This window comes from Natrinema amylolyticum (assembly GCF_020515625.1).
GTDB lineage: Archaea > Halobacteriota > Halobacteria > Halobacteriales > Natrialbaceae > Natrinema > Natrinema amylolyticum.
Genome location: NZ_JAIWPJ010000010.1, coordinates 12,632 through 25,314 on the forward strand (window position 1 = coordinate 12,632; position 12,683 = coordinate 25,314).

General features: G+C 59.9%; 13 protein-coding genes. 3 read left to right on the plus strand and 10 right to left on the minus strand.

All coding sequences use genetic code 11. The features are described 5' to 3' along the window. Window positions 1–48 precede the first annotated feature (48 nt). The 9 genes from LDH66_RS22675 to LDH66_RS22715 all read right to left on the minus strand — a co-directional run bounded on the left by LDH66_RS22675 (window position 49) and on the right by LDH66_RS22715 (window position 9,753). On the minus strand, window positions 49–828 hold the full coding sequence (locus LDH66_RS22675) for a formate/nitrite transporter family protein (RefSeq protein WP_226483348.1): 780 nt from the start codon (window positions 826–828) through the stop codon (window positions 49–51). Window positions 829–1,227: 399 nt separating this feature from the next. After that, window positions 1,228–1,944 carry a hypothetical protein gene (locus LDH66_RS22680; protein WP_226483349.1) on the minus strand — a complete coding sequence of 239 codons (717 nt, stop codon included), beginning with the start codon at window positions 1,942–1,944 and terminating at the stop codon, window positions 1,228–1,230. Between the two features lie 214 nt (window positions 1,945–2,158). Further along, window positions 2,159–2,776, minus strand: coding sequence for a DUF2238 domain-containing protein (locus LDH66_RS22685; protein WP_226483350.1), 618 nt, complete (start codon window positions 2,774–2,776; stop codon window positions 2,159–2,161). Further along, window positions 2,773–3,360, minus strand: a complete 588-nt coding sequence (locus tag LDH66_RS22690; RefSeq protein ID WP_226483351.1) for a hypothetical protein — start codon at window positions 3,358–3,360, stop codon at window positions 2,773–2,775. The genes LDH66_RS22685 and LDH66_RS22690 overlap by 4 nt, the downstream gene beginning before the upstream one ends. A gap of 1,059 nt (window positions 3,361–4,419) precedes the next feature. Beyond that, window positions 4,420–5,439, minus strand: coding sequence for an SDR family oxidoreductase (locus LDH66_RS22695; RefSeq protein WP_226483352.1), 1,020 nt, complete (start codon window positions 5,437–5,439; stop codon window positions 4,420–4,422). 2 nt (window positions 5,440–5,441) lie between these two features. Next, window positions 5,442–6,947 carry a vitamin K epoxide reductase family protein gene (locus tag LDH66_RS22700; RefSeq protein ID WP_226483353.1) on the minus strand — a complete coding sequence of 502 codons (1,506 nt, stop codon included), beginning with the start codon at window positions 6,945–6,947 and terminating at the stop codon, window positions 5,442–5,444. A gap of 10 nt (window positions 6,948–6,957) precedes the next feature. Beyond that, window positions 6,958–8,859 (minus strand): glycoside hydrolase family 15 protein, encoded by a 1,902-nt coding sequence (locus LDH66_RS22705; protein WP_226483354.1) that lies wholly within the window; start codon window positions 8,857–8,859, stop codon window positions 6,958–6,960. A 102-nt stretch (window positions 8,860–8,961) separates the two neighbouring features. Further along, the gene (locus LDH66_RS22710; RefSeq protein ID WP_226483355.1) at window positions 8,962–9,327 is read right to left on the minus strand and encodes an SPW repeat domain-containing protein; all 366 of its coding nucleotides are present in this window, start codon (window positions 9,325–9,327) and stop codon (window positions 8,962–8,964) included. A 72-nt stretch (window positions 9,328–9,399) separates the two neighbouring features. Next, window positions 9,400–9,753 (minus strand): four-helix bundle copper-binding protein, encoded by a 354-nt coding sequence (locus LDH66_RS22715; protein ID WP_226483356.1) that lies wholly within the window; start codon window positions 9,751–9,753, stop codon window positions 9,400–9,402. Between the two features lie 277 nt (window positions 9,754–10,030). On the opposite strand from LDH66_RS22715, the gene LDH66_RS22720 reads away from it, so the two are divergent. Both LDH66_RS22720 and LDH66_RS22725 read left to right on the plus strand, forming a co-directional pair. After that, window positions 10,031–10,351: a hypothetical protein gene (locus tag LDH66_RS22720; protein ID WP_226483357.1), complete on the plus strand. Its 321-nt coding sequence runs from the start codon at window positions 10,031–10,033 to the stop codon at window positions 10,349–10,351. After that, complete coding sequence (locus LDH66_RS22725) at window positions 10,339–10,920, plus strand: ArsR family transcriptional regulator (RefSeq protein WP_226483358.1); 582 nt, start codon at window positions 10,339–10,341, stop codon at window positions 10,918–10,920. The genes LDH66_RS22720 and LDH66_RS22725 overlap by 13 nt, the downstream gene beginning before the upstream one ends. A 355-nt stretch (window positions 10,921–11,275) precedes the next feature. On the opposite strand, the gene LDH66_RS22730 is transcribed toward LDH66_RS22725, so the two are convergent. Further along, entirely contained in the window at window positions 11,276–11,749 is a 474-nt protein-coding gene (locus LDH66_RS22730) for an ArsR family transcriptional regulator (RefSeq protein WP_226483359.1), read from the minus strand. 100 nt (window positions 11,750–11,849) lie between these two features. Here LDH66_RS22730 and LDH66_RS22735 point away from each other — a divergent pair, with 100 nt between their 5' ends. Continuing rightward, window positions 11,850–12,596 carry a DUF8170 family protein gene (locus tag LDH66_RS22735; RefSeq protein ID WP_226483360.1) on the plus strand — a complete coding sequence of 249 codons (747 nt, stop codon included), beginning with the start codon at window positions 11,850–11,852 and terminating at the stop codon, window positions 12,594–12,596. The last annotated feature ends 87 nt before the right edge of the window (window positions 12,597–12,683 follow it).

Sequence of the window (12,683 nt, forward strand, 5' to 3'; positions counted from 1 at the left end):
CCAAGTGCTCTGGGCCGGATGCGGCCGGGAGATCGCTTTTCGTGGCGGTTATTCTTCCGATCCCATCACCTGGGCAACGTGAGTGAACGTAACGAGGCCGATTCCACCGACGAAGTTCCCTACGGTCGCGACGACAACCGTTTCGGCCAGTGCTCCGTACCCGATCGGAGCGTCGAAGAGAAGCCCGAAAAAGACGTGGATCGCAGTGACGATCACGTGATCGAACGGCCCGAGGGCCAACAGGAACCCGACGATATAGGCCATCGTGATGCGGCTCCGAACGCTGTTGACGCCCTGTAGGAGGAACGACAGTAAGCTCACGAGGGCACCGCCGATAATGGCACTTGCGAACATCCCTCTCAGCGGCCGATGGACGATCTCTTCAGCCGTCCGCGACAGTGCATGTGCTGACCCGGACGGAAGGACGCCATCGACGGCAAAGACGAGTGCGAAGAGGAACCCGCCGATGAGGTTGACGACGAGGGTGACGATCCACAGCCGAAGGAGCGGCCCGAGCAGCCACGAGCCGTCCTGGTCGACCGCCTTCGCGGCCGGATCGAAGAAGTTCTCGTTGAACAGCTCCGATCGGCCGACGACCAGGAAGACGACGCCGACTCCGAAGGTGAGCGCGCCTGCGATATGTGCGACGTCACCGAAGCGCGGTTCGACCAGTCCGTCGACGACTCCGAGCGTGGCGATGCCGAAGACGATGGTGAACCCCGCAATGAAGCTGGTCGCCGTGAGCTCGAGCAGTGACTGGTCGAGCCGTCGTTCACCTTCCGCGACCGCCCGATCGAATATCTCTGCTGGATCTGGAGCGATTGGCACGTCGGAGTTAACACGTACTAGCGGGATAACACATATCCATGGATATTCAACGAACCTGATACCGCGCGAGTCGGTACCGCTTCGGCAGACGGTCGCCGATCCGATATCCGGTTCGGCCGATCGCGATCAGAGTGGGCGTCGACTCGTCTCATCCGGCGGGGAGCGCGAGGCGGACCGCTCCGCCAGACGTCGGAAAGCGGTTGATCCGCATAGACGGACTGCACCGCGTTTCGAATGATTTCGCTCACCGGAGTCGAATCACCTCTTCTCACGACATGCATCCGGTCAGTCTGTTCTTGTCGGCGACGTCGAAGGGAGAGACCAGATATCGGACCGGTAGGGATGTCTAGTTATTCCGAATTAGGCGAGAAAACCCACGACTAACGTCGTGGGATCATATCACCGAAGCGACTCATCGTCGATAGTAAGGGTTTCTTCGTCGACGACATTGAACTCGGCGGCGACGAGATTGCCCGCCGGATCGAATATTTCGGACTCGTCACGCATCACGTAGAGTTCTCCCTCCTCCGTTTCTGCTCCCTCTTGTGGGAAGAAGAGGAACTGATTGTTCGTGCCGAAGTATTCGGCATGGACGGTATTGTAACCCGTGAACAGGCCGCTTTGCTCGATATCCTGTGGAACCCATCCTTGCGGTCCTGACGTGATCTCGAACGGCGCGCTCGAGAAGAAGTTATCCGGACGGACAGCAGCTTCGCCGCCACCCTCGTCCAGAATCTCGAAGTCCTCCTCGGTCTCGAGTTCGAAGGGGAGGTCCTCTCCAGTGAGCGGTCGGTACTGGACGCGAACGAGACCGGAAATTGCTAACTCGTCTTCGATCGGTGACGATAGTCGGTCGTCGAATACGTACTGCTCTCCCTCTTCGATCTGTGCATCTTGGGGTACGAAGAGATACCCCTCTTCGTTCGTGTTGAAGTGTTCAATAACACGTACGCTGTGGTTCTGCAGGACGTCCGGATTGTCCACGACAGGGGCGTCTTCCAGTGGCGGCGAGACGACCTGGAAGACCGCGCCCGAAAAATACACTTCGCCAGTCGTAATCGCCTCTCGAAATTGCTCGTCATCGTCGTTTTCGGCCGGCGCCTCCTGTGCACCCACATTTCCGGTCACACCGAGTCCTAGTGCGGCCGAGGTGAGTGAGCCTGCCTTCACGAACCACCGTCGTGATCTCCGGTTACGCTGCTCATTCATGCGAAATCAGTGTCCCTCTCGGACGATCGGTCGTTCACCCCATCTTTCAATAGTCACCATGCCGGCTTTTGCAGCCGTTGGCAGCACCATTGATCGAGCGGTATTACAAGAATCCTGAAAGTTAATTATCAGAAGTAGACCGGAATCGTCGCCCGAAGAACCCGACGAGTTCACTGACGTAGCCGGTTCCCCAAATCGCGACGATTACTGCGCCGACTGCGTTGAACACGAAGTCGGTAACGATGTCGTCGATTCCATAGACAGTGACCACCGCGCCGCCGAGGGCGAACTCCAGTACCTCCCAGATAACGCCGACCGCGAGGACGAAGACGACGATGAACACGGAGCGAAAGGTCGACGGGACGTTCATCTCGTCGGAGTGGAGTTCGAACGCACGGAAGGCCGCATACCCCAGCCCCGCAATGATTGACGCTGAGACGGTGTGGGCGATCTCGTCGTACCACTGGTACGCTTCGTAGAGCCAAAGCGATCCCACCGTATGGAGGATCACGGCGGTGGTAATCCAGAGGACGAGCCCGGCATCCATCGAGTATCCGTACTCCCAACGCAACCACGCCGGCAGGAGCGTTATTCCGAGGGCCAATCCTGCCGTTCCGGAGATCCCGAACTGAAACGTCACTACCCCGTAACCGAGGAGCGCGACGAGCCCGAGTTGCAGGCCTCGAACGATACGGCGCTCCTGAGCATCCGTCAGCCCCAGCGCGTCGCCGAGCGTCATGGTGATTCCGCTCCGTTCGCGGCTCGAGCGACAGCACCCGCTGGTTCGAATCGGCCGGCAAACCACTGGAAGAGTCCGCCGAACACGAGTCCCACAACGGTGACGATGACGAAATCCCACTGGAGTTCGGTCTGTGAGTGCAGGTACTCGGTCCCGAGCCATTGATCCGAGTAGAACTGCATGATGGTCCAGAGCGCTTGGAGTGCCATCGTCGTCAGTACCGCAAAGATAACAGCGAATCGACGGCTTAGTTCGACCGATGCGAACGTCTCAAGCTCGACGACGATGACGAGTGCGAGCGTCGCAATAGCGAGATACACCACGGTCTCGGACGGAAATCCGACCAGACCAGCAACGGCTGAGAGCGTAGCGACTGCCAAGAGCGGCCAGGAAACCATCGCCGTCCAGTCGTTGGTGATCAGCGCTGGTACTGATACCGTAGCGACGATGACTAGCTCGAACCCACCCCAGAGCAGAACGCCTGTAAGAATACTCTCGATGGCACCCAGCGCCACGATGCCCGTCAATGACCATCCGATGACGGCGTTCATCCGCTCGTCGCGGACGAGTTCCTCGAGCGCCACAACGTACCAACTCGGTCCGGGGACACTAAAATCCGCAGCCAAATTTCAACCGCCCAACGGAGATGAACGTCCGTAGTCAACGAACTGATGTATTTGACATCCTCCCGCGCTGAAGCGCGAGGATTCCTTCGTGGGACAGCAGGTCGTTCCTGCGTCCTCGAAGGCATCCTGACCAGACCACGAGGTCTCGGCTGTGGTTTGTGCGTCGGGCCACCAACGGTGGCGGGGTGTACTTGAGTATCCGCTTGCACCCACGGGCCGTGCCATCGACCCGACTCGGTTCAAACCGAGTGAGCGAGCCGCTCTGGTGCGGGATCGGTTTTTGATAGTGGATATCCACATTCAACTCCAGTTTTCGTCAGGAGTACGGCTTATAGGCTGAACAGGCGCAATACCACGGCCTTCAGGCCGTGGATACGCGCCGTCACTGAGGAGAGACGTCCCGTTCGATGACCCGCTTGCGTTTCGAAATACCGGCGCTTAAGTGACAGGCAGGCCTATTAGCAGGGAGGAATCGGTCGGAACGGAGCGGATTCCGAACCATCCTTCGGAGGCGGCCTGTCCGCCCGCAGAACGAGGCAGTATCCGAAAGAACAGGCGGTGAACGCCACATCTTCGAAGGGTGTGCCGACGTGCCGACTGCTCAAAGCACGCGACACGATACCCCCGACTCTACTGACGCCGGCTGGCGTCCCTGTGGCAAAAACAACACCCGGACGCCGTACACGGTCGAGGATAGGGGTAACGGCAGTTTGGCACTGCCAGCAGTCCACTACATCGATACTGTGGGACTACCCGCGCCCGAAAGATGTGGTAGATCGATGACTGGATTGCGAACCTGAAACTCCCACCGCTCGGGATTCCTCTGCGTTTACGTGGAGGAGGATGTCAATCCACGATATGCTGTCGGACTACGTAATAGCCGTGAATTCCTGTTATCGGATTCATCCCTGGCGTAACCGACGGGGCTTTCTCCTCGCACTTCCGGAAGGACCCAGCAACCAGACGGACCACGATTGGTTCTACGACCATGATTTGGTGCTCACAAATCTCAGTAAATTAGCTGGAATCGGTTGATACGATGCGCTGACCAAGAACGGCGCTCACAATCGCAACTACGAGACCAATGATCAGGGCGAGCACTCGTCGGTGCATCGATGCCTGGAGCTGATAGCTCAGATCGCGCGCCTGATCGTCGAATGGGCCGTGAGCACCGAAATCACCCGACACTGGTCCGTACAGGTTGTGTTCCCGGTCGGGATCGACCGGCTCGTCAGTTTGCTGGGAGTCGTAGCCGCTTTGTGCGAGATAGTTATCGAGTCGCCGCGGGATCAGACGGTTCCCGAGGATCGCTTTCACCGTCGATCGCCCGACCCACAGTTCGTCCCTGCTGTGGTCGACGGCCCAGATGATCGCTCGAGCAGCGACCTCGGGCTGGTAGATCGGCGGTACCGGCTGCGGCTTTCTCGGGAGCCGGGTTTTCGTCCACTCGAATTGAGGGGTATTCATCGCGGGCATCTGTACCATCGACAGCTGCACATCACAGTCGTCGTGGAGCAACTCCGTTCGCACGGACTCCGTATATCCCTGTATCGCGTGTTTCGCACCACAGTAGGCCGACTGAAGCGGAATACCTCGGTATGCTAACGCAGAGCCGACCTGAACGATCGTCCCCTCGTCGCGGGGCCGCATTCGATCGAGGGCAGCTTGCGTGCCGTAGACGTACCCCAAATACGTGACCTCGGTGACCCGACGATAGTCGTCGTCGGTCATCTCCGCGGCGGGTGAAAAGACCGATACCATCGCATTATTCACCCAGACATCGATCGGTCCGAACGTATCCTCGACGGTTTCGGCCGCGGCCTCGACCTCGTCGGGATCGGCGACGTCCGTCGGGACGATAATCGCCTCGCCACCGGCCCGTTCGACCTCCTCGCGTGCGCCTTTGAGCCCGTCCTCGCCCCGCGCGAGGAGCCCGACCTTCGCGCCGCGTTCGGCGAACGCGCGAGCGGTCGCTCGCCCGACGCCGGCTGATGCACCCGTCACGACGACGACTTCAGAGTCGGTAGTTCCGGACATGGTTAGCTACTGAGGGGGTTCAGTCGGTCGACCGTCTCGAGGGTGGCATAGCTCTCCCAGCCGCCGTAGCGGTCGGTGATTGGCCCGCGGGGAACGCTGAGGAGCACGATCAGGACGCCGGCGACGGTGGCGTTGATCGCAGCGATCGTTGGGACTCCCGTGATCAGCCACGGCGCTACGAGAACCCACCCAGCGAGCGGAACGTTGAGGAACCGAACCGGACGAGCGGGTTCACCGGTCGCGATCACGGTAAAGGAGACGACCAGCGAGCCGACCAAGTGGCTGCTGTCGGCCATGAACCCCGTCGTCCCGAAGAGGGTCGGCGAGAGCATGAGCCAAGCCCCGAGCACCATCGCGGCGAACAGCGTCCACGGGATCGAGACGCCCCAGAACGGTTCGCTGACCGGAGAGTCACCGATCGGTCGCGTCCCGGTTTCGTCGACGCCGGCCTCGTCTTCGGGGATCGTACCACCCATCCAGAAGGCGGTCCAGAGGCTGTCGCCTTGGCGCATTAGTCGGACGACATACTGACCCATCGCAACCACCTCGTCGACCGTCAGTGAGATCATCCACAGCATGCCAAAGGCCGACAGGAGACAGAGAGTACACCACGTCCCGACCATGATCGGCTGCATGATGACTAGCAGTACCTGGACGAAGCCGAGCGGGATGACGACGACGCCGAAGAACGCGACCATCCACGGCATCGTCCGCCACCGGCGGCGGTCACCCATGAACCCCATCAGGGCCTCGACCGAGTAGGCGACCGCGCCGAGACCGGCGTCCGAGACCGGGAACGCCTCCGAGACCTGCGACGTCAGTATCGCCTCGGTTCCCGGGTCGTACAGCGGGTCCCAGACGCTCTCGATGTAGCCCAACTGAAACGCGGCCATGTACCACGAGGCGAAGAAGCCGAAGATCCCGAGCGCGATCAGCGGCGCGCGCTGGGCTCCCGTCGAAGGATTGTACGACCAGCCCGGCGGGACGGTCGGCCCGTCCATCTCCGAGCGCATCACGATCAGCACCGAGAACGTGATCACCATGGTCCCCACGAGCGCGTTGTTGGCGTATGCTGCGGCCGTCGGTGCCCAGAACGCGATCGGCGCGAACACCAGCCAGAGACCCACGAAGCCGTTTGCGTAGTTGGCGTAGCCGCTCTCGCGGTAGATCGTGAGTCCGGCCAGCGCGATCAAAAGGAGTCCGCTGACGACGCTGTTCGCGATCATCAGCGTACTCCCGTAGTCCAGTGCCGGCGTGCTCGCGATGAGCCAGACCCCGAGCGAGATGACGGCGTATTGGGGCCACACCTCCTCTGTTGGATGAGCGAGCATCATGTCGCCCGGTCGCATCGATCCTCCGTTATCGCCCTGTCCGCCGCCGTTATTACCGTTGTGACCGTCGCCGTCTCCACGTATATCGCCGTTGCCGACCCTCGAGCGTCGCTCTCGCGCGTCGGTCGTCACGGCGGTCGATTCCCCGTTCGAGTCGTGATCGCTGTCGTCGCTCATTGTCAGTCTCTCATTCGTTTTCACTCGATTGCTGGACGATCCCCCCACTCGGGATGGCGTCGTCGAGCGGTTCGTCGCGCCCGAGTGGTGCGGACGATCTAGCGCTCGAGCCGTTTACGTCGGTGAGGGAGAGCGCGCTGTTGATGAGGCCGATATGACTGTACGCCTGCGGGAAGTTGCCGCGTTGCTCGCCGGCCTCAGGATCGACCGCTTCGGCCAGCAGCCCGAGCGGGCTGGCGTACTCGATGACGGACTCAAAGCGATCGGTCGCCTCGTCGGTCCGTCCGGCGAGCGCCAGCGCAGTGACGAGCCAGAAAGCGGTGACGACGAACGGGTTGTCGGTACCAGGAAGCCCGTCGTCGCCTTCGTAGCGCCGGACGAGACCATCGTCGGTCGCCAGTCGATCGATCGTCGCGTCGATCGTCCCTTGAACGCGATCGTCGTCGGGCGAGAGGAAGCCGACGGCCGGGATCAGCAGATTCGACGCATCGAGCGTGTCTTCGTCGCCAAACACCCGTACGAAACTGTTAGCGTGGTCGCTGTATCCTCGGTCGAGGATCGCCTCACGAACGTCCTCGCGGCACGTCCGCCAGCGCTCGAGCGGGGCCGACACGTCGTCGCCGGCCGTCGCGGCAAGCTTGATTCCTCGGTCGAGCGCCGTCCAGCACATGACTTTCGAGTAGACGAACTGCTGTGGATCGCTCCGAACCTCCCAGATGCCGGCGTCGGGTTCGTCCCAGCCCTCGCAGACGTAGTCGACGAGTTTTCGCATCACTGCCCAGTCGTCGACCGTCACCCGCTCGCCGTAGCGGACGCTCTCGTAGATCGCGAGGATCAACTCGCCATAGATGTCGAGCTGGTGCTGGTTCTCGGCCGCATTACCGATGCGGACGGGAGCCGATCCGCGGTAGCCACCGAGGTGATCGAGGACGCGCTCCTCGAGGTCGTTCTCCCCGTGGAGGCTATAGACCGGCTGAATGTTCGCGGGGTCGTGATCGCGGCAGTGATCGAGACACAGCTGGAAGTACGATCGCGCCTCCTCGAGGTGGCCCAGTTCGGAGAACGCCCGGACCGTAAAGGCCGAATCACGGATCCAGTTGAATCGGTAGTCCCAGTTGCGGACGCCGCCGATATCTTCGGGGAGTGACGTCGTCGGGGCCGCACACACTGCGCCCGTCTCCCGGTGAATGAGGAGTTTGAGAACGAGCGACGACCGGACGGCGAGGTCGTGCCATTGGCCACCGAGCGGACAGTCTGCCTCGTCACAATCGTGGACCCAGCTCCGCCAGTAGTCGACGACCCCTTCAAGCGTCCCCTGATGCTGCGACGGCTCGAGGGGAATCGCCTCACCGTATCCGAGCACCAGCCAGCGCGTCTCACCAGTTTCGAGCATGACCCTGGTACTCGCCTCATGCCCGTCGGTGGACGGCTCGAGCGGCAGGTCGCTCGAAAGAACGGCTCGTTCGTCAGTGCCGACCGCAACGACACCGTCAGCCGCTGCTTCGACCTCGGGCACGTCTCGTGCGTAGTCGAACCGCGGCTCGAACGTGATATCGACCTCGAGAGGACCGTCCTCGCATTCCAGTTTCCGGTAGACGGCAGGCGGTGGGTCGTCCGCCCCCATCACCTCGGCGACAGGCATGAAATCCGTCACCGTTACATCTCCACTGGCGGTCCGGAACGTCGTCTCGAGGACGTTGGTACGGTCGCGATACCGCTGGACGGATTCGAACGACTGCGTCGGTCGGACGGAAAAGTGGCCGCCGCGGTCGGAATCGAGCAGCGCGGCGAAGACACTCGGCGACTCGACGTGCGGGAACGGACACCAGTCAATCGAGCCGTCGCGACCGACTAACGCGACCGTGTTCCCGTCACCGATCGCACCGTACTCCTCGAGGCGTTTGTACTCCATAATCACTCTGAAGCTCGGATCGTCGCGTCCACGTCGTCGCGCACACGGATCGATCGCTGATCGTCGATAATCGGTTCGTCTCTAGTCACCGGATCATTTTTTCTATTGGGCCGTCGCTCGAAGGGGCGTCGCACTGCCGGCGATATACGCATTATAGCTCCCGAAACTCGCCACGACGGTCCCCGAGACGACGTCGTTCCACAGCGCTAGTCCCCCGAAGCCGAGTGCGAACGGCGCAACGACGAGCCAGAGGCCGAGGACCGCGACGATACCCGCGCCGGTCACACTTTCAGGTCGTTGTCTGACGGCCCTGGCGTAGTTGTAGCCGGTGACGAGGACGACCGCAGTACCGACAATTACGTCGTTCCAGCGACCGATCGCTGGTGTACCAAGGACGAACGGAGCCGCGATCAACCAGCAGCCGAGCACGCCGTTGCCGCCTGCTGTCAATTTAGTCGTTGCGTCCATGATCCGACGCTCGTGTTTGTTTCAATCGGGAGCGAGTCGCGTTCGGTGCCACGAATCGAGATGGAGGCCAATTCAGGCTGAAGCCATATTCCGGCAGGTCTCCGCACACTCGCGGAGAACGTCCGCACAGACCTGACAGTGCTCGGCGTCGTGTTGCTCGCACTCGTCGGCGCACTCCTCGCAGGCGTCGGCGGTGACCGCAGCGAGGTCCGAGCTGTATCCGGAATTGCGGACCATAAACCGTGCATGCATGGTCGCTAGGTCGGCAACGTCCCGGCAGAGCCGCAGACACTCGGCCATCTCTTCGCCCTCACCGGCGCACTCGTCGGCACACCATTCGCAGGCCTGAGCGCATTCGAAGCAACTGTCGATACACTCCTGCATCTCCTCGTTCTCGCTCACGTGGTCAATCTGCGTTAGTGCCATTGCAGTTGGTCGGTCGACGGCGATCGGTTTTGTTATCCACACCCCACGACGAACCGACCGAATGGTGAGGAGCGACATCCGTAGCGGATAGCGCGGTCTGTCCAATCGGTGAGGACGGCTTCACGAATCATTACCACCGACGAAGAGAGAGGGTCGCTGTCGAGTAGCCGAGACTCCTTCCACCCTATCCTGCCAATGATAGCAGATAATATACATTTGATTCACCGGTGAAATCCCAGGCCACAGTTTAACCAATACTGGTACCCAAGCCCACGGTGTGGAACACTCTATCGTTCACCTCCTCGAGGTTCCCTTCGCGATTATCGCTGGTACCGGGGCAGGAGTGTTCGCGCTCCTATCGTGGGGTATTTTCCGAAACTCCCCCTTCGGGACGGCAATCGCTCTCCTTTCTCTCATAATGGTCGCGCTGACAGTATATCACACACTGTTGCTCATCACTGGACCGGATCTGCTGATCCTCCACGTGCTCCGAAGCGCGGCGAACACAATCGTCGCGATATTCCTCGGACTGCTCATAGTTCGCCACCACCAACTTCGGCAGAATCGGCCAGTAGGTGAGGCATCGTGGAAGGATTAACTCCGTTCGTCGAATACAATCTGGTGGTCGGGATCGTTGTCGCTCTCGAACTCCTCTACTTCCTCTCCCTCGAGTCATCGGTGACAGCGTACCGTCGGTTCGTGCTCGTAACGGTCGGCGGATTAGTCCTCGCTGTGATCGGCGGACCAGTCGCTGAATTGTTCGCGCCGTCGCTCGTTCACTGGATCCACGGGGCCGCTGCACTTCTGGTTGTCCTCGGTCTCTACGACCCCGTAGCGAACGATCTACGGACTGCAGAGTGGGCGCAGGTGTTGCTGAGCGAACCGGCCCAGATTCGGCAGCCAGCCGACTGGATGACGCCGATGGACGATGAGATCCTCAGCGTGTTTCACAACGCAGAGCTGATCCTGACGCCGTCGATCATCGCCTACAACACTGGATTCAGTCGAAAAGAAGTAAACCGTCGCCTGATCAAGCTAGACGAACACGGGCTCGTCGAAAAGATCGAGCGGGGAAAGTATCAGATGACCTACCGGGGCGAGCAATACCTTCGCGGACAGCTCCATACGGTTCCAGCGACGAACGACGAAACTGAAGTCAAAAGTTAGTCAATTCAGCATCGTGGAACAGCCCCATAGGCTGTACTCGGTATTTACAGGAAACGAGACAAGAACGTTACTCGTGACGAGATTCCGGACCGGCCTCCAGCGTACGTTCATTTTCATCACACGGAGAACGATCGGGTCGCACGCCCGGTTCGCCGGTTCTACAGATAAGCAAGGCGAGTGCCTCGGGGCTTGACCCCGAGGCGGTTCACGAGAGCCCATACGAGGAGTGCGAAACGGCATACGCTTTCGTTGTAAGCGGCCGTCTTGTTGTGGAGATAATGGATCTCGCCACCTCAGCGATCAGTACGACTGCGAACTGCCTGCTGAGGTACCTACCAGTTCCAGACTAGCTCTGTTATTCAGTCTCTTCGTCGAGTCGGAACGTCGCGCGGATCGATTCTGGGAGGGGCGGTCGTGGGGCCATTTCGTGTCGCTCAATCTTCTCGGGCTTTCGCGTTTGCTGGTGAACGGCTCGCGCCATCGGGACGCCCTTGAGATAGTTGAAATCCCCGAGGACGCCGGCACCATATTCGGTGAAGCCGTAGAATTTCCACGGCAAGCCGCGCTTTTCCTTGTTTGGGGGATACTCGTAGATTGCGAGAATCTCCGCGTCAACGAGCACATCTAACTGCTCCTCGACGGTCTTTTTCGATTTACTCGGAACGAAATGGTTGATTTCAGCCGCCGACGCGAGGATTTTCGGGTGCCCCACGAGTACCTGAATGATGCTGTGTCGAGTTTCCTGTGACAGCAGCTCCATCAGCTCACGCTGCCGCTCTAAGGGATTTTCCTCGTTGTCGGGTTTGGAATTCGTAGAGATGTCGGCCATGGTGACTGGACGTACGGTGCCGGGTCACATAAGCATGGAGGGTTAACTTCCCTACGTTAGACCAGTATGGTTATTAGGCAATATAACCACATTAGTTAGTATGACGAAGATACCGGAGAACACGGATGAACTCACGGACGTCATTCTGAACGACATCCTCTACGGCTTAGACCTCGATCCAGTAGAGAGCGAACGACTCCTCTCCTATATGAGGGATCGACACGAGCATCTCTTTGGCCCGCATTCGACGTATTTCGTGTTGGGGAGTTACGAGTCACCGTTCAAGTATCGTCTCGATGAGGCACTTGACGTGCTGAACCACCGGCACGATGCCTATGCGTACCTGCTCGCCACGCAACCCGACCTTGATGTGTCTGATGACATCCCGGACCTCAAAGTGAAGTTCTTTCTGCACGCCCTTTACGCGGATTCGATTCCACTGATTCTCGAACACGATACTGGTGGGGCAGTCGCCGAGTTTGGACGCGTTGAGCGCCCGGCGTTGCTCACCCGCACATATCTCTTCCCTCGGGCGCAGGACGAACAGTACGATGATGATTCCCTGCTCACAACACGAGATGCGATACTCGCTCGGGCCGTCGAACTAGCATATCATGCTGCTAATCTCGACGAGGAACTTACAGCACTGGCTGAACGGGCTCGTGACCACGGACTGGATATCTCGACGTGGGACCTCGAGTCGTATCTAGAGTCCGAGCTCGGCGGTCGCACGCCGTCGTACAGTGGTGTGATAACCGATTCCCTCGTCCACCTCGAATCACTGAACCAGTGCTTTTCGTGGACGACGACGGAAGAGCTCGAAGAACGATTATCGAACGTTCCGTAATCCGTCTCAAAGACACATACTCAACTGCAGGACTAACCTCAATCCATCTTAAACAGCGATGGAACCCCGGCCTTTAGACCGGGTGGG